This is a genomic window from Flavobacterium sp. 20NA77.7 (genome assembly GCF_031326205.1).
Taxonomy (GTDB): Bacteria; Bacteroidota; Bacteroidia; order Flavobacteriales; family Flavobacteriaceae; genus Flavobacterium; species Flavobacterium nakdongensis.
On record NZ_CP133721.1, the window covers coordinates 2052164 to 2070165 of the forward strand.

Genomic DNA, 18002 nt, shown 5'->3' on the forward strand with positions numbered 1-18002 from the left:
TTCACGTAAATCTTACCCTATGACTAAAAATTATTTTTTGACAATTTTGCTTACATTTTTTTGTTTACAATTCTCTTTTTCTCAAAAATCTAAAGACAGTATTAAAATTCAAAATATTGAAGAGATAAAAATCAACTCTACAAAAATTAGCATTAACAAACAGCAACATCCATCGCAAATTGAAGTTATTTCTAAAGCTAAAATTGAATTTCAAAATTTTCAAACTACAGCGGACGCATTAGGAAATTCAGGTGCTTTATTTATTCAAAAATCACAACAAGGCGGTGGAAGCCCTGTAATTAGAGGGTTTGAATCGAGTAGAGTTTTATTACTTGTTGACGGCATTAGAATGAACAATCTTATTTTTAGAGCAGGTCATTTACAAAATGTCATTACTGTTGACGAAAATTTTCTTGAAAATATTCTTATTCAATACGGCCCAACCTCAACTTTATATGGTAGCGATGCTTTAGGTGGTTCGGTAAATATGTTGACAAAAAACACGCTTTTCAATACTAATCTATCAGGTTCAATTAGTTCGAGATTTTCTTCTGCAAATACAGAAAAATCATCTTATTTTGACTTAGGATATGGCGGAAAAAACTGGACTTCATTTACTGCTTTTTCATTCAATGATTTTGGCGACATAAAAATGGGTAAAAAGAAAAACCAACATGGCGATTTTTTTGGCGAAAGACCATACTATGTCTCAACAATTAATGGAGTCGATACTATCATTACAAATGACAATAAATATATTCAAGTAAATTCTGGCTATAAACAATATAATTTCATGCAAAAATTGAATTATAAAACAGCTGCTGGATTTTTGCATACCTTAAATTTTCAATATTCAACAAGTTCAAACATTCCAAGATATGACAGGCTAACTGATCCTTCCTCTTCTACTGTTCTAAAAAGTGCCGAATGGTATTATGGGCCTCAAAAAAGAGTACTAGGAATTTATAGTATTGAAAAAGAAAACGTATTTACAAATACTGATATGAAAATTGATTTGAGTTATCAAAATGTGAAAGAAAGCAGAGTGAACAGAAATTTTGGGAACTATAACTTGCAAAACAGAATTGAAAAAGTAGCTGTATATTCTTTAGCCACAAATTTTGAAACTAAATTAAAAAACGGGAATTTATATTATGGTCTAGAAACTTATTATGACAATTTAAAATCAACGGCCTTTAAAAACAATATTAACACAGGAACTGAAACCTCTTTAGATACCAGATATCCAAATGGGAAAAACCATATGATGCGTTCAGATATCTATTTTTCTTATACGTCAAAAAGATACCAAAAAACCAACTGGAGTGCTGGAGCGCGTCTAGGTTATACAAGTTTAAAAAGCACAATTTCAGATAATACTTTTTTCCCCTTACCTTTTTCGGAAATAAAACAAAACAATATTACCTATAGCGGAAATGTAGGGCTTGTGCATAATGCATCTAAAAATATTATATTAAAAACAAATTTAAGCTCTGGTTTTAGAGTACCAAATATTGATGATTTAGCAAAAATATTTGAATCTGGTGGTGGAAAAATAATTGTGCCTAATAACAATTTAGCTCCAGAAAAAACAATTACAACTGATTTAGGATTTGTACTAAAAACAGAATCGAATCGCCACTTACTTGAAGGTACTTATTTTTATACAAAAATGTATGACGCCATTGTAACTGATAAATTTACCTATGAAGGCAATAATGCAATCATTTATAACAATACTTTAAGTGAAGTATATGCAAATCAAAACAAAGGAAAAGCCTATGTTACCGGGTTTAACTTAACTTTTAAATCCGCACTAACTTCATCGTTAACATTTGATGGAAGTTATTCGTATACGTTAGGAAGAGTAATAGAAACAACAAATAGACCTTTGGACCATATTCCGCCTTATTTTGGCCGAATTGGTTTAAATTATTCTCGCGAATGGGGAATGGTAGAAGCCTATCTCCTATTTAATGGTAAAAAAGAAATCGCAGATTACAGCACTAGTGGAGAAGACAATCCTCAATATGCTCCTTCTACTGGTATGCCGGCATGGGAAACCTATAATATAAAAGCATCTTCAAAAGAAATTTATGGCTTTAAATTTTATGCAGGGGTCGAAAATATTTTAGATACGCAATACCGCACATTCGCTTCTGGTATTAATGCCCCTGGAAGAAACATATATGGTGGAGCAAAATATAGTTTTTAAACATCCTATATGAAAACAAAATGCGTTCTGATTTATATTCAGAACGCATTTTTTTATGATGTTAATTGCATTAATATTTTCCACTTAATAATTCTCCTCCAATAGGTGATTTGGCTTCAATTCCTATTTTTTTCATCATTTCATACGTAGTACAAACCGCTGCTGATGTTACTGGAATTCCAGATTCGGCTTGAATTAAATCGATAGCTTCTAACGATGGCATTTGCACACAAGCTGAAGCAACTAAAACATCTACATCTGTCAAATCCAATTGCTTGTAGATTTCCAATAAATTCATTGGGTTTTGAGCGGCTACTTCCAAATTATCTGGAATTTCTAAAGCAATACTTTGTTTTACTTTGATACCTTGATTTTCGATATAATCCACCACCATATCGGTTAATGGTCGCATATAGGGCGTAATAATCGAAATTTGTTTCGCACCCAAAACCTTTAATCCGTTAATTAATGCACCTGCAGAAGTTACAATAGGTGTTGGAAAATCATTAGCCACAGTTTCTTGGTGTAAATTTACTTCCGACACACAATGATAACCGCGTCCCATACTCATAATCGCTACCAAACAGGCATAACCCATCACATCTACGTGAGCATCTGACAATTCTTGCGCACATTTTAAACTCATCGCGTCCATGGCTTCCAATTCTTCTTTGGTTACTTTTTTCATACGCATTCTACTGCTATGAAAGGTAAAGCGTTCTGGTAAAATGGTTTCTCGTGAACGAAAAATGGCTGGTATTTCGGTTTCCATCGTTACATTCGATGATGGAACTATTTGTCCTATTTTGTATTTCATTTTAATGTTTATTTAACGCAAAGACGCTAAGGTTTTCGCAAGGTTCGCAAAGTATTATAAATTCATTGATTTCAAATTCATATCTTGTCTATAACATTTGATATTTAAATCTTTATTTTTAAAATTATAATTATCAATATTACTAAATTCAATAATCATACCTCCACCATAAATTAAATAAGTTTCATTATTTTTAAATGATTTTTCTAAATCACTAATATTTCGAAGAATACGTTTTAATGACTTACCTGAATCTTCATTCTCTATTAAAGAATTATTATTCATATTAATTATTTTATAATGTTTTCTTAATTCATTTTTACTAACAATAAAATCCCATTGTAAAACATTTAAAAAAGTCTCATTATAAATTTTCCAAAAATTCATTTTTTTAAAATTCAATATCTTAATCATATTCAAGAATTCTTTTTTAAAAGTTGAATTTACTTTTGGAATTTGTTTTAAAATAGAATCGTTTTTAAAATCCCAATAGTCTCTGTGTATAGAAGAAAATAAAGGGATTGCGTAATAATGATTTTTTTTATTTTTAAAAACTAAAATTTTATTTTGATCTTCATCACCTTCAAACTCAATTAAATTAATTTCAATGCTATCATTTTCAATTGAAATTTTCCTCATAGAAACTTCTTTGATATTCTTATTTGAAGAGTACACTAAAGTTGGGAATCTTGATTTAATGTCTTTAATTGCATCTTTCGAAGTATTAAAATATTCATAATTTTCATTACAACTAAATAAAAATTGGGATAATAAAATTGATAAGACTAAATTAAAAATAGTTTTTATTTTGAACATATTGTTGAATTAATTTCTTTTTAACTGAATACTTTTATTATATTTCTTTAATCGTATTCACAATTGTTCCAATGCCTTCCACTGTGGCTTCTACCACATCTCCGTCATGCATCCATTCTTGTGGGTCACGACCTGCGCCAACACCTGCTGGAGTTCCGGTTGCAATGATGTCGCCTGCTTCTAAGGTAAATACGATGCTTAAATCTTCAATCAAATCATTGATATTGAAAAGCATAAATCTGGTATTCGAATTTTGTTTTTCAACGCCATTTACTTTTAACGATAAATTCAAATTATGTGGATTTTCAATTTCGTCTTTTGTAACCAAATAAGGGCCCATTGGAGCAAACGTATCTTGCCCTTTAGATACAATCCATTGTCCTTCACGACGACAATCACGAGCAGAAATATCATTAATTACGGTGTAACCAAACACATAATCCATCGCGTTTTCTTTGGCTACATATTTTCCTTTTTTAGAGATAACAACCGCCAATTCACATTCCCAATCCAATTGTGAAGTCAACTTCGTGTTTTTAATGATTTCGGTATTGGTAGCCGTAACCGTTGTCGGTGGTTTTGAAAAGATAATTGGTTTTGTTGGAAGTTTTCCAGTTGTATCTAATGTACGAGCACTTTCAGCTACGTGTTCGGTGTAATTTAACCCAATTCCGATAATGTTTTTTCTTGGTTTTTCGATAGGTGCTAAAATCGTAACTTCGTTCATTTCATAAGCGATTTCTTCGAAGAAATTTTCTGGTGTTTCCGAAATTAATTCGCTTATTTCAGCAATAATTTCAAATCCCATATCAATTAAATCCAACATATCATTAGGTAATGGAAAATTAGAAATTTCGCCAAAATCTTCCATATCAATAACTTGATTGTTATGAATAAAGCCCAAACGTGGCTCGGTATCTTGTGTTTTGTAGGTAAGTAGTTTCATGTTTTTTTATGTTTCAAATTTGCTAAGTTACAATGTAGCAAAGTATTTTATAGATTTTTGAATTTGATATTGTTATTGAACTTGTTGATGTCCATTATTTTCTTCCAATTCTCTTGATTGAAAAAGCCCTAAACTTTCAATTACAGGTAAATCGTTGAATTGAAATAAGCAAGCATCTTCAGTTTCGGATAAATTGTGGTGTTCGTGCCAAGCCCAACTCGGAACACAGAAAATATCTCTTTCCTTCCAATCGAAACGTTGGCCATTGATAATAGAAAATCCTTTTCCTTTCGCACATTGATATACGAACGAACCCGTATGCTTGTGTGCTTTTCCTTTGAAACCTGCTGGTAATAATTGCATCGCGGCTCCCATAGCTTGCATCACATGTCCGCCTGTTAACGGATTAGAATATTGCATAAAAATGCCATCAAACGGATTAACATCATTTACTTTTTGAGCCTCTAATAAAGCAGGATATACATTTTTCCAAGAATATTTGAATAAGGGCGAATAGGGTTTGTCCCACGTTTTGTCAGCTGGAATTAATCCGGCACAACCGTATGTTATTGGTGAATAATTTAGGGGTTTTACTAAAGGCTGTTTACCATCATAAACCGCGTAATCATTAGCTTCCAATGCGTTTACCAACGGAATATCCAATCCATCTTGCCAAATACACGTTTTTCCGCCTTCTTCCACACCGTGTTCGTGCCAAGTGGAATTTGGGGTGATGACAAAATCATTCACTTCCAACATAATTTTATTACCATCTACAACGGTATAGCCTTTTTCGCCTTCCATAATGAAGCGTAATGCCGATGCCTTATGACGGTGCGCCGAAGTGCTTTCGCCTGGACGCGTAACTTGAATTCCAGTGTACAACCAACCCACGGCTGCTGAAACATCTTTACGTTTGTCGTTTACCAAATAAACCACACGACGACCTGCTTGTTCTGGTGTTACTAATTCGGATGATTTTAAAACTAAATCGCGTAAATCATCATATTTCCATAGCATTGGAACAGATGACGAACGCGGTTCCCAAGGTTCGATGTCATTGGCTACTGTCCATAAAGCGCCTGCGCCTAAAGCTTCAAGTTCTTTGTAATAGGCAACTAATTCGGGTGAATCTTGTACTCTTGCACGACCGATTTGGTCATCTGAAAAGTTATTTTCTTCCATTTTGTTTTTTATTTAAATTGATGACTTCGAGTACCTCAGTCAACAATTATTTATCTCTTATTAAAGTCTTCGTGATTATCAATAAATTTAATATTCCGGGTGGGAGCGGTATTTACTCGTAAATCGAAAATATCAAATCGGTTGTAATGTCCTAAAATATCGTGCATTTGTTTCGGTTGAATGCACTTTTCTAAGTCAATTTCAGCATATACTATTCCTTCTTCATCAATTAAAGGTGTACCGATTACTGCTCCGTTAGGACCAATAAATCCAGAGAATGCTGAACTTTTTCTATCTAATAATTCATCTACATTCGGCACATCGGCACGTAAGACGTCTTTGATTTCTTGAGAAACCGTTGAGCACGAAACAATCGTAAATAATTTTCCTTCAAAAGAATGCGCAGCGGCACGAATTTTAATCGCTTCAGCCATATCATAATCGGGTGGCGCTACGGGTAACGAAATATAATTGGCAATATGTATCAATTCGCCTTGCGAAAGTAGTGTAAAACGTGCCAAAGTATTGGTGTTTTCGCCACACGCCAAAGTTCCGATTGGACCTATTTCGGTATCATATACTTTCAACGAAGAACCATCACCAGAAGTCCAAGTCAGTTTTTCTGCCCAAGTTGGCACTAACTTTCTATGTTTTCCGATGATAACGCCTTTATTATCAATGATTAAATTGGTATTGTAAATTTCGCCATAGCTTTTGCCTCGTTCGTTGATTCCCATCACGATATGCATATCATTTTCTTTAGCAGCCAGGCATAATTTCTTGATTTCAGGTCCAGAAATATCCACCGAATTTTTATATAATTCTTCGTACCACTTGCTTCCTTGAACAGGCGTCATAATCCAATTCCAATAGGGATATCCCGAAATGAATACTTCAGGAAAAGCAATTAATTTTGCCTGATTGTTTGCTGCTTCTTTAATAAAAGAAATGGCTTTATCTACCGTTTTTTCTACATTTAGAAATACTGGTGACGTTTGAACGGTAGCTGCTTTAAATTTTTTGAATTCCATAGTTATTTAATTACGAATTGAAAATTACTAATTATGAATTGAAATGAGACTAAATCGTAATTCATAATTGGTAATTCATAATTTTATTCTTCATTTCTTCTGAAAAAGGTTCGGCTTTGATGCCGTTTCTTTCTGGGTTGAACGCTACATTTACTAAGGTAACTTCTCCTTCTAAAACTATAGTATTGCTTTCGTTTTCAAACTCAAATCCACAAATTATTGAAGAGTTTTTTAACTCTTTTACCCAAAGTTTTTTAGTTAAGATCTCACCCAAACGTGCAGCGTTTTTGAATTGAATTTTTAAATCAACTGTTGGAATACCGTTTGTTTCGTGCATTTTTGAAAAAGGTCGATCTAAGGCTTCTTCAAACCAATCTTCCACTAAACCGTTGAGCATTTCTAAAAATCTCGGATAGAAAACTATTCCGGCATAATCTATATGTTGAAAACGAACTTTTTCTTGTTTTATAAATTGCATATTTCTGTTATTTTAAACACTAATTACAAAATTAGTACTAATTATTTTAACTTAAATCGTTGAATTTTTCCTGTTTCAGTTTTTGGCAAACTTGTAACAAAGTTAATTACTCTTGGATATTTATACGGCGCTGCTGTGCTTTTAAACCAATTTTGAATCTGAATTTTTAATGCTTCATCTGCCATTTCTTGTTCTTTTAAAACAATATGCGCACAAACCAACATCCCTCGTTCTTCATCGGGTAAACCCACAACGGCACATTCTAAAATAGCTTTATGTGTTAAAAGTACGGATTCTACTTCAATTGCCGCTATATTATATCCTGAAGAAATAATCATATCATCGCCACGAGCCACAAAATGAAAATACCCTTCTTCATCTTGTCGGAAAATATCACCTGTAATGTTCCAGCCATTTTCAACGTATTCGCGTTGTTTTTCTTCTCGATTCAAATATTTACAACCTGTAATTCCTCGAACCGCCAATCTTCCAGCTTCATTTCTTGGTAATTCGTTGCCTTGTTGGTCAATAATTTTAGCTTCGTAACCTGTGATTGCCTTTCCTGTGGCACCAGGTTTCATATTCTCTTCATTGGATGAAATAAAAATATGCAACATTTCAGTAGCGCCAATTCCATCAATAATTTTTAGTCCTGTAGTATCGTACCAATCTTGCCAAACTTTCAACGGTAACGTTTCACCTGCAGAAACGCATTTTCGTAAACTCGAAATATCGTACTCTTGAATTTTAGTGGTAATCATTCGCCAAGCAGTTGGAGCTGTGAAACAAATCGTAATTTTATAATCTTGAATGGCTTGTAACAACACGTCTGGACTTGGTTTTTCAATTAAAAAAGTGGAAGCACCAAAGTACATCGGAAACAACACCAAACCACCTAAGCCAAAAGTAAAACCAATTGGCGGACTTCCAATAAATATATCATTTTCAGTAGGTTGCAACGAATAATTTGGAAATGCTTCACAAATATTTAGAATATCTTTATGATAATGCGCCGTCATTTTTGGTAAACCTGTGGTACCTGAAGTAAATCCAATTAAAGCTACATCATTTGAATTTGAAGGATAATTGTCAAATATTTTAGGTTTACTTTCTATTAACTTTTCTAAATCAGAATTTCTGTAAAAACATATGTGTTTTAGAAAATCAGAAGTTATTAAATTCATTTCTTCGGCTAAATCGCTATCACAAAAGGCGTGAGAAATTTCAGCACAATCAATAATAGTGGTTATTTCTTTAGCACGTAATAATGGCATGGTTGCTACGACAATTCCGCCTGCTTTTAAAACCGCAAACCAACAAGCTACCATCATTGGGTTATTCGCCGAACGCAACAACACTCGATTTCCCGATTGTAAACCTAAATCTTCGACTAAAACATGTGCAATTTGATTGGCTTTTTCATACAAATCTTGATACGTCCAAGTTTCCTCAAAGGTTCGAATACAAACAGCATTTCCTCTACCTTCTTTGATGTGATTGCCAAGTAATTTTTCTACGCAATTCAATAGTTCAGGTTGTTGGAATTGCGGTAAATCCAAAAAGGTATATTCTGGTTGTAATTCCAGTTTAGGTAAATTTATTTGAGCAAAATTATCCTTCATTATTTATTACTTCTTATTACTTTTCGGTTTCAATGCTTTTTTCATGCCTTCCATTTGTTTTCGCTCTGAAGCTTTTAATGGATACAAATGTGAAATGCCCATTTTATAGGAATTTGGAATATCTGTTGCGCGAAATTGTTCGTACGCTTGCGCATTTCGTACAAAATTAGCATCCAATAATAAAGGTCTTCCAAGTGCTACTAAATCGGCTCTTCCGTTTAAAATAATCGTATTAATTTGGTCTATATCTTGAATGTAACCAGCTGTTATTGTTGGAATATGAACCGTATTTCGAACTGCATCTGAGAAAGGCGTTTGCCACATTCTGCCGGTTTGTGGTTTTTGATGTGACACGGTGTTACCTGTAGAAACATTGATGATATCAGCACCTGCTTTTTTAAACGCTTCTGAAATTACCAAAACATCTTGCTCTGAAATTCCGTTTTCAGCCCAATCGGTTGCAGATATACGAACAGAAATTGGCTTTTCTTTTGGAAATACTTCTCGAATGGCTGTAAAAACTTCTATTGGATATTTTAATCGCTTTTCAACGCTTCCACCAAACTCATCGGTGCGAATATTAGTCAATGGAGATAAGAAAGAGGCCAATAAAAATCCGTGATGCGCTTGTAATTCAATCATATCAAAACCAGCTTCGTTAGCATTTTTAGCAGCTTTTACAAATTGATTTTTAACCAATTGCATATCTTCCAACGTCATTTCTTTTGGACAATCCGAATTTTCATTAAACGGAATAGCAGAAGCCGAAAGCAACTCCCATTTATTACCCTGAAATTGGTCTTCCCAAGGAATTTTTGAACAGCCTTTTCTTCCTGAATGCCCCAATTGAATTCCGATTTTGGTTTGGGTATATTGGTGAATAAAATCAGTAATTCGTTTCCAAGCGTTTACTTGATTTTCGGTGTAAATTCCAGCGCATCCTTCAGTAATTCTTCCAGTATCAGAAACAGCGGTCATTTCGGTAAAAATTAATCCTAAACCACCTACAGCTCTAGATGTATAATGCTGAAAATGCCAATCATTTACCAATCCGTTTTCGGCTACATATTGCCCCATTGACGACATTACAATACGATTTTGTAATTCTAAATTTCGTAATTTGAAAGTCGTAAAGGCAGGAGATTCTGAAACAAGTTCAGAATGACAATTATCGGTAAATTCATTTAAAACCTTATCTGTAAATGAACTATCTCTTAAGCGTAAGTTTTCATACGTTACTTTTTTAGAACGCGTCATACAACCAAAAGCAAATTGCTGAAATGTATGTTGCATGTGACGATCCATATTTTCAAACCAATCCAATGAAACGATGGCGGCATACTGAATCATTTCAACCGTATTTCTTCGGGTTTTATCGTACTGTGCAAAAGCGGCTTGAACATTAGTTGGATGAGCAATAACCGCATCTGATAATCCAATAGCACTATCCATCGCTAATTTTGTTCCTGAACCAATAGAATAATGGGCTGTAGCTTTGGCATCACCTAATAAAACAATGTTATTATGGTACCAATTTTCATTCGTTACATGCGGAAACTGGCGCCAGTGTGATTTATTTGAAATTAGTGGGTGACCATCTAATTCATCTTTGAAGATTTCGGCAATTTTTGCCATCGTATCGGCTTCATTGGTTACTTCAAAACCGTGTTTTTGCCAAGTTTCATCGCTACATTCAAAAATCCAAGTACTCATACCTTCTTCGTATTGATACGAATGCGCCACAATGGTTCCATGAGGCGTACTTCTGAAAAAATAAGTAAAAGCATCTAACGGTTTTGTAGAACCTAACCATACAAATCGGTTTTTCTTTAACTCGATTTTTGTTCCAAATTCTTGTTGATATTGTGTACGAATAGCACTTCCAATTCCGTCTGTTGCCAGAATAATATCAGAGTCTGCAAATTGAGACAAATCCTCTACGTTTTGTTCGAAATGCAAGTTTACACCTTCTTCCACACAACGTTGTTGAAGTAATTGCAAAAGGGTTTTTCTTGAACAACCGCAAAAACCATTTCCTGCAATAGTTACGGATTCGCCATCTCTCGCAATTATAATATCATCCCAGTAGGCAAATTTACTTCGTATTAATTCATACGATTTCATATCGCGTTTTAGAAATTCGCCCAAGGTTTCATCTGAAAACACTACACCGAAACCAAAACTATCATCGGGCTTATTACGTTCGTAAATGTCAATTTGGCAATGCGGCATTGCTTTCTTGGTTAATATCGAAAAGTAAAGTCCGCCTGGACCACCACCTATAACTGTTATTTTCATATTTTAATGGATAATTAACAATGGATAATTGATAATTAAATTATCTTTTAATAGAGAATATTTCTCCTAATTTACTGTAATTAGAACCTGCTAAACGCGCGACAGGTTTGTATTTTTCTACATTTATTTTATGATTTTCCATCAAAATTGAATCGTCAATATGCATCGTAATTATTTTTCCAATGATAATACACGCGCCCCCATTTTGATGCTTTTCGATAAAATAATGATGTACCATTTCGCATTCAAAATGCACCAAACTTTCTTTTACTCGTTTTGGTTTGATGTAAACGGATTCTATTGGTGTTACGTTTGCCAATTCAAATTCATTTACATCAGCTGCTACAGATTGCGAAGTAGTATTCATTTGTTCAACCACATCTTCCGTAACTAAATTGACTACAAATTGCTGATTGGCAAGAATATTATTCAACGTGTCTTTATTTTTATTTCCTGTTCGAACCGTTGAAAACATAATATGAGGCGGGTCTTCGCTAACGACATTAAAAAACGAAAACGGAGCTAAATTATCAATTCCATTTTCATCGATTGTGGCTACCCAAGCGATAGGTCTTGGAATGACTGTTCCTGTCAATAATTTATATAAAGCCGAAGATTCGGTGTTTTGAATGTCGAATTGCATGTTTCTTTTATTATAATCCTCTCAAAAATAAGAGAAAAAAAGGATAAGAAACTAATTTAATCGCGGATTTTATTTCGTTTTTATTAAAATTTTTGGAAGTCTGTTAGGTTTATAGCAAAAAAAATCCCAAGAATTAAACTCGGGATTAGTTATTATTTTAATTTTTTCTTTACTTCGACTTCGTGGAAACTTTCAATAATATCGTATTCCTTAATATCATTGTATCCTTTAATTTGCATACCGCAATCGTACCCTTTAGATACTTCTTTTACATCGTCTTTGAAACGTTTTAAAGCGACTAATTCTCCTGTAAAAATAACAACACCTTCTCTAATTAGTCGGATTCTGTTGCTACGTATTACTTTTCCATCTGTAACCATACATCCAGCAATTGTACCAACTTTAGAAACTTTAAACAATTCTCTAATTTCGGCAGTACCTGTAATTTCTTCTTTTAATTCTGGAGAAAGCATACCTTCCATTGCATCTTTTAAGTCATCAATAGCTGCATAAATAATAGAATAATTACGGATATCAATTTCTTCTTTTTCAGCTAATGCTTTTGCATTTCCAGCAGGGCGAACATTAAATCCAATAATAATGGCATCTGAAGCAGACGCTAATAATACGTCAGATTCTGTAATTGCTCCAACTCCTTTATGTATAATATTAATTTGAATTTCTTCCGTTGATAATTTAGAGAATGAATCAGATAATGCTTCTACTGAACCGTCCACATCTCCTTTAAGAATTATGTTTAATTCTTTAAACTGACCTAAAGCAATACGACGTCCAATTTCTGAAAGGGTAATATGTTTTTGTGTACGAACGGATTGTTCACGCATTAATTGTGTGCGTTTTGCGGCAATTTGTTTTGCTTCTCTTTCGTCTTCATATACATTAAACTTATCTCCTGCTGTTGGTGCTCCATCTAATCCAAGGATAGATACTGGTGTTGAAGGACCTGCTTCTTTTACAGTATGTCCTCTTTCGTCAAACATGGCACGGATTTTACCATGGTTTTTACCAGCTAAAAGGTAATCTCCAATTTTAAGTGTCCCTGCTTGTACCAAGATAGTAGAAACATATCCGCGTCCTTTATCTAGCTGAGCTTCTACTACTGTTCCTTGTGCCGGTTTATTTGGATTTGCTTTTAATTCTAATATTTCGGCCTCTAATAATACTTTTTCTAAAAGTTCTGTAACTCCCATTCCCATTTTAGCAGAGATGTCATGAGATTGATATTTTCCACCCCATTCTTCCACTAAAAGGTTCATTGAAGCTAATTTTTCTTTGATTTTATCAGGATTTGCAGTTTGTTTATCTACTTTATTTATAGCAAATATCATAGGAACTCCAGCTGCTTGGGCATGACTAATTGCTTCTTTTGTTTGAGGCATGATATCATCGTCTGCAGCAATTACAATAATAGCGATATCTGTAACTTGGGCTCCACGTGCACGCATGGCTGTAAAGGCTTCGTGACCTGGTGTGTCTAAAAATGTAATTTTTTGACCTGCTTCTAAAGTTACACTATACGCGCCAATATGTTGTGTAATTCCTCCTGATTCTCCAGCAATTACATTTGCTTTTCTAATGTAATCTAACAAAGATGTTTTTCCGTGATCTACGTGTCCCATAACAGTTACGATTGGTGCACGATGTGTTAAATCTTCTGGATTATCTTCTATCACTTCGATATTTTCTTCAATATCTGTTGTAATAAATTGTACTTCATACCCAAATTCATCTGCAACAATAGTTAGTGTTTCTGCATCTAAACGCTGATTCATGGTAACCATTATGCCTAAAGACATACATGTTCCAATTACTTTTGTAATAGGCACATCCATCATAGTAGCAATTTCTCCAACCGTAACAAACTCGGTTACTTTTAAGATTTTGCTTTCTAATTCTTGTTGTAATTGTTCGTCTTCTGAACGTTGACGATGCGTATCTCTTTTATCTCTTCTATATTTAGCAGCTTTAGATTTATTACCTTTTCCTTGTAATCTTTCTAATGTCTCCTTAATTTGATTTTTAACTTCTTCTTCCGTAGGCTCAACTTTAGCTACAACTGGTTTTGGTCCTCCTTTTTTAAATCTATCATTTCCTCCTGCAAATGGTTTTCTTTGACCTCCTTGTTGTGTATTATTAGTAGCGCCTCCAGTATTTGGACCTGTGGGTTTTGTAATTCTTTTGCGTTTACTTTTGTTGTTATTCGCTCCAGCTTGATTTGCATTACCCGCCCCAGCAGGCTTACCATCTTTTTTAGGTTCTTCTTTTTTCTTTTTAGGCTTATTAAATTGAGATAAATCAATTGTTTGACCTGTAAAAGTAGCTCCTGAAAGTTTTTGATATTGGGTTTTTATTGTTTCATCAATTGGTGCACCCTCTTCTTGGGCAGTAGTTGTTTCTTTTTTCTTTTCTACTGAAGCTGGTGCCGAAACTTTTTTCGATTCAGTTTCTGTTTTTGGTTTTTCAGAAGGAGTTTCTGCTTTTACTTCTCCTGTTATGACGGTATTTTCAACAACTTTAGCTACAGGTTTTTCCGAAACATTTTTTTGTTCAGCAACTTCTCCTTTTTTTGGATTTAGCTCAATTTTACCAAGTGTTTTTGGACCTGTTACAGTGGCTTTTGCTTTAATAATTTCTTGTTTCTGTCTTTCATCTTCAGCGCGACGTTTTTCTTCGAGGTCTTTTTCGATTTCACGTTTAAGAGCTTCTTTCTCTTTTTTCTTTTCCTCACCTACTTCTTTAGAGGCTACTTTGTTCCCCTTATCAGCCGAAAAAGTACTGCATAAAACGTCATACTCCAATTGAGATATTTTTGCATTAGGACTGTGCTCAATAGTGTGCCCCTTGTCCTTAAGTGTTTCCACTGCTCTATCCAATGAAATATTAAATTCTTTTAAGACTTTATTAATTCGTATTGCTCTTTCTTCAGACATATATTGTATTTTGCTAAAATTTAGTTGTTGTGTTGTCTTTATTTCCTCAAAGGTAATTATTTATTCTGTTTTTTTTAAGAATTTAGCCTTCAAGCTCTTCTTTTAACACTCTAATTACATCTAAAATTGTTTCTTCTTCAAGATCTGTTCTTCTAACCAAATCATCTACATCTTGATCTAAAATACTTCTTGCAGTATCTAAACCAATTTTTTCAAATTCTTCAATGATCCACTCTTCAATTTCGTCTGTAAATTCTCTTAATTCTACATCATCCTCCTCTTCTACAATTCCTTCGCGAATGACATCTAATTCATAACCTGTTAACTGACTCGCTAATTTTATGTTTTGACCATTACGTCCGATTGCTTTTGAAACTTCTTCAATTTTCAAGAATACTTCTGCTTTTTTGTTTTCTTCATCAATTTTTACAGAGGAAACTTTTGCAGGACTTAATGCTCTTGTTATGTATAATTGTGTGTTGTTTGTGTAATTAATTACGTCGATATTTTCATTTCCTAACTCGCGAACTATACCGTGAATACGTGAGCCTTTCATACCCACACAAGCACCCACAGGGTCAATTCTATCGTCATAAGAATCTACGGCTACTTTTGCTTTTTCACCTGGAATTCTAACTACTTTTTTTACTGTGATTAATCCGTCGAAAACTTCTGGAATTTCTTGTTCAAATAATTTTTCTAAGAAATCTGGAGCAGTTCTTGACATAATTATTTGAGGCTTATTTCCTTTTAATTCTACACTTTCAATAATTCCACGAACATTTTCACCTTTTTTAAAGAAATCATTTGGAATTTGTTTGTCTTTTGGTAAAACAATTTCATTTCCATCGTCGTCCATTAATACTACCATTTTTGGTCGCACATGATGCACCTCAGCGGTATAAATATCTCCTATTAAATCTTTAAATTGTTTGTAAAGATTTGTATTATCATGCTCATGAATTTTTGAAATTAAATTTTGGCGTAAAGCTAAAATAGCTCTTCTTCCTAAGTCAATTAATTTCACTTCTTCTGAAACATCTTCACCTACTTCAAAATCTGGCTCAATTTTTCTTGCTTCTGACAATGAAATTTCGGAATTTTCGTCTTCCACTTCTCCATCTGCAACAACGACTCTATTTCTCCAAATTTCCATATCTCCTTTATCAGGGTTTATGATAATGTCAAAATTTTCATCTGAACCATATTTTTTCTTCAAAGCATTTCTAAACACATCTTCTAGAATTGCCATAAGGGTAACTCTATCTATAAGTTTATCGTCCTTAAACTCTGAAAATGATTCAATTAATGCAATATTCTCCATGATACGCTATATTAAAATGATATTAGTACTATTGATTCTTTTATTTCTCCATATGGTAAACGTACTGTTTTCTCAACTGTTTCTTTTCCTTTACCAATTTTTTTTGGCTCTCTTGCTTTCCAAGAAAAAGTAGCCGCTTCGTCATCTGCATCTGTCAAAAGCGCTTCAATTTCTTCATTTGAAATTGTTTTAACCTTTAACTTCCTTCCTATATTTTTTTTATATTGTCTTACAAATTTTAATGGACTAGACACTCCCGCTGAAGCCACTTCTAAAGAAAAATCCAATTCTTCTTTATCTAATTCTTGTTCAACCGCTCTACTGATTGTAATGCAATCTTGAAGATTAACACCACTGTCTCCATCAAGCGTAATAATGATTTTATTATTCTCAGAAACAGATAGTTCAATTAAAAATAACTGCTCATAATCTGCAAGCACAGCGTCTAATATGTTTTTTACTTTGTCTTTCAATGTAATTTCTATAAAAAGAGGCACGCAATGCGTGCCTCATTATTTGTTTGATTACTAAATAACTGCGCAAATATAAACATTTTTTTTTAAAATGGAACAAAATATGATTTTTTAAGATTTTTAAACAATTGTTAAAATAATTTTTGTAACTTTATAGTGTAGAAATTTACAAATCAAAATTAAATACTAATGAAAACTATTTTAGTCCCTACAGATTTTTCAAAACATGCCGAATATGCTTTAAAAGTAGCTGCTCAAATCGCAAAAAAAAATAACGGAAAAATTATTATCTTACACATGTTAGAGTTGTCAACATCTGGAAATGATGCTTTGTCAACCGCACATGACATACCAGAATTAATGTTTTTCAAGAATGCCGCTGTAAATAAATTAGAAGAATTGCAAGAATCTTCTTATTTGAATGGTATTGATGTTTCAAGTGTTGTCCAATTTCATATGGCCTTTACAGGTATTATTGAAAATGCCGAAAAGCATCATGTAGATTTAATTGTTATGGGTTCGCATGGCGCAAGTGGTTTCCAAGAAATGTTTATTGGATCTAATGCTGAAAAAGTGGTTAGAAACTCAACAATACCTACACTCGTAATCAAAAAAGAAGAAGAAACATTCAAAGCAGATAGTTTAGTATTTGCCTCTGATTTTTCCGATGAAATTAAAAAACCTTTTGCAAAAGTTATTGAATTTGCGAAGAGTTTTAACTCACATATTAAATTGGTTAACATTTCAACGCCAAATAATTTTTCGCCTTCAAGAGTTGCAGAAAAAAGAATGCAAGAATTTATTGCCGAATTTGATTTCCAAAACTATTCTACACACATTTATAATGATTTAAATGTAGAGAAAGGAATTTTACATTTTGCCAAAGATTCGAATTCTGATATAATAGGTATGTGTACACATGGAAGAAAAGGATTAGCGCATTTTTTCAATGGAAGCATCTCTGAAGATTTAGTAAACCACTCTAAAAGACCTGTTATTACATTCAAAATATAAACTGAAAGTTATAAACTAAAAAATCCCGCTTTTGGCGGGATTTTTTGTTGGTCCACAAGGACTCGAACCTTGAATGACGGTACCAAAAACCGGAGTGTTACCATTACACCATGGACCAATTATTTTGTAATTGCGAGTGCAAATGTAACACATATTTTATTTCCTGCAAATTTTTATTTAAAAATTTTT

General features: G+C 33.4%; 14 protein-coding genes and 1 tRNA gene. 2 read left to right on the plus strand and 13 right to left on the minus strand.

The genetic code is table 11. The features are described 5' to 3' along the window. Positions 1 to 19 precede the first annotated feature (19 nt). Entirely contained in the window at positions 20 to 2215 is a 2196-nt protein-coding gene (locus RF683_RS09215; RefSeq protein ID WP_309531996.1) for a TonB-dependent receptor plug domain-containing protein, read from the plus strand. A 70-nt stretch (positions 2216 to 2285) separates the two neighbouring features. Here the strand turns inward: RF683_RS09215 and RF683_RS09220 are convergent, their stop codons facing one another. From RF683_RS09220 to rimP, 12 genes are all read right to left on the minus strand, one after another. After that, the gene (locus tag RF683_RS09220) at positions 2286 to 3032 is read right to left on the minus strand and encodes a maleate cis-trans isomerase family protein (protein WP_309531997.1); all 747 of its coding nucleotides are present in this window, start codon (positions 3030 to 3032) and stop codon (positions 2286 to 2288) included. Between the two features lie 54 nt (positions 3033 to 3086). Further along, positions 3087 to 3671 carry a hypothetical protein gene (locus RF683_RS09225; RefSeq protein ID WP_309531998.1) on the minus strand — a complete coding sequence of 195 codons (585 nt, stop codon included), beginning with the start codon at positions 3669 to 3671 and terminating at the stop codon, positions 3087 to 3089. 214 nt (positions 3672 to 3885) lie between these two features. After that, the gene (locus tag RF683_RS09230; protein WP_309531999.1) at positions 3886 to 4794 is read right to left on the minus strand and encodes a fumarylacetoacetate hydrolase family protein; all 909 of its coding nucleotides are present in this window, start codon (positions 4792 to 4794) and stop codon (positions 3886 to 3888) included. Between the two features lie 72 nt (positions 4795 to 4866). Continuing rightward, the gene (locus RF683_RS09235; RefSeq protein ID WP_309532000.1) at positions 4867 to 5979 is read right to left on the minus strand and encodes a cupin domain-containing protein; all 1113 of its coding nucleotides are present in this window, start codon (positions 5977 to 5979) and stop codon (positions 4867 to 4869) included. A gap of 50 nt (positions 5980 to 6029) precedes the next feature. After that, a complete protein-coding gene (locus RF683_RS09240; protein WP_309532001.1) occupies positions 6030 to 7010 on the minus strand; it encodes a carbon-nitrogen hydrolase family protein in 981 nt (326 codons plus the stop codon). 61 nt (positions 7011 to 7071) lie between these two features. Next, on the minus strand, positions 7072 to 7488 hold the full coding sequence (locus tag RF683_RS09245; RefSeq protein ID WP_309532003.1) for an acyl-CoA thioesterase: 417 nt from the start codon (positions 7486 to 7488) through the stop codon (positions 7072 to 7074). Positions 7489 to 7529: 41 nt separating this feature from the next. Next, on the minus strand, positions 7530 to 9110 hold the full coding sequence (locus RF683_RS09250) for an AMP-binding protein (RefSeq protein ID WP_309532004.1): 1581 nt from the start codon (positions 9108 to 9110) through the stop codon (positions 7530 to 7532). A 6-nt stretch (positions 9111 to 9116) separates the two neighbouring features. Further along, positions 9117 to 11408, minus strand: coding sequence for an oxidoreductase (locus RF683_RS09255; protein ID WP_309532005.1), 2292 nt, complete (start codon positions 11406 to 11408; stop codon positions 9117 to 9119). A 40-nt stretch (positions 11409 to 11448) separates the two neighbouring features. Continuing rightward, complete coding sequence (locus RF683_RS09260; RefSeq protein ID WP_309532006.1) at positions 11449 to 12051, minus strand: flavin reductase family protein; 603 nt, start codon at positions 12049 to 12051, stop codon at positions 11449 to 11451. Between the two features lie 152 nt (positions 12052 to 12203). After that, complete coding sequence (infB, locus tag RF683_RS09265; protein WP_309532007.1) at positions 12204 to 15002, minus strand: translation initiation factor IF-2; 2799 nt, start codon at positions 15000 to 15002, stop codon at positions 12204 to 12206. Positions 15003 to 15084: 82 nt separating this feature from the next. Further along, a complete protein-coding gene (gene nusA, locus RF683_RS09270) occupies positions 15085 to 16326 on the minus strand; it encodes a transcription termination factor NusA (RefSeq protein ID WP_298659634.1) in 1242 nt (413 codons plus the stop codon). Positions 16327 to 16337: 11 nt separating this feature from the next. Beyond that, on the minus strand, positions 16338 to 16805 hold the full coding sequence (gene rimP, locus RF683_RS09275) for a ribosome assembly cofactor RimP (protein ID WP_309533169.1): 468 nt from the start codon (positions 16803 to 16805) through the stop codon (positions 16338 to 16340). A 183-nt stretch (positions 16806 to 16988) separates the two neighbouring features. Between rimP and RF683_RS09280 the strand changes: the two genes are divergently transcribed. Further along, complete coding sequence (locus RF683_RS09280) at positions 16989 to 17813, plus strand: universal stress protein (RefSeq protein ID WP_309532008.1); 825 nt, start codon at positions 16989 to 16991, stop codon at positions 17811 to 17813. 47 nt (positions 17814 to 17860) lie between these two features. Here RF683_RS09280 and RF683_RS09285 read toward each other — a convergent pair. Then, a tRNA-Gln gene (locus tag RF683_RS09285) sits at positions 17861 to 17931 on the minus strand. Positions 17932 to 18002: the final 71 nt, after the last annotated feature.

Excerpts from the sequence above, each read along its gene's own strand:
- RF683_RS09255 (WP_309532005.1), bottom strand. The coding sequence starts at position 11,408 with ATGAAAATAACAGTTATAGGTGGTGGTCCAGGCGGACTTTACTTTTCG.
- RF683_RS09250 (WP_309532004.1), bottom strand. The coding sequence starts at position 9,110 with ATGAAGGATAATTTTGCTCAAATAAATTTACCTAAACTGGAATTACAA.
- RF683_RS09225 (WP_309531998.1), bottom strand. The coding sequence starts at position 3,671 with ATGAGGAAAATTTCAATTGAAAATGATAGCATTGAAATTAATTTAATT.
- RF683_RS09280 (WP_309532008.1), top strand. The coding sequence starts at position 16,989 with ATGAAAACTATTTTAGTCCCTACAGATTTTTCAAAACATGCCGAATAT.
- RF683_RS09220 (WP_309531997.1), bottom strand. The coding sequence starts at position 3,032 with ATGAAATACAAAATAGGACAAATAGTTCCATCATCGAATGTAACGATG.
- RF683_RS09245 (WP_309532003.1), bottom strand. The coding sequence starts at position 7,488 with ATGCAATTTATAAAACAAGAAAAAGTTCGTTTTCAACATATAGATTAT.
- RF683_RS09240 (WP_309532001.1), bottom strand. The coding sequence starts at position 7,010 with ATGGAATTCAAAAAATTTAAAGCAGCTACCGTTCAAACGTCACCAGTA.
- nusA (WP_298659634.1), bottom strand. The coding sequence starts at position 16,326 with ATGGAGAATATTGCATTAATTGAATCATTTTCAGAGTTTAAGGACGAT.
- RF683_RS09235 (WP_309532000.1), bottom strand. The coding sequence starts at position 5,979 with ATGGAAGAAAATAACTTTTCAGATGACCAAATCGGTCGTGCAAGAGTA.
- RF683_RS09230 (WP_309531999.1), bottom strand. The coding sequence starts at position 4,794 with ATGAAACTACTTACCTACAAAACACAAGATACCGAGCCACGTTTGGGC.
- RF683_RS09260 (WP_309532006.1), bottom strand. The coding sequence starts at position 12,051 with ATGCAATTCGACATTCAAAACACCGAATCTTCGGCTTTATATAAATTA.
- RF683_RS09215 (WP_309531996.1), top strand. The coding sequence starts at position 20 with ATGACTAAAAATTATTTTTTGACAATTTTGCTTACATTTTTTTGTTTA.
- infB (WP_309532007.1), bottom strand. The coding sequence starts at position 15,002 with ATGTCTGAAGAAAGAGCAATACGAATTAATAAAGTCTTAAAAGAATTT.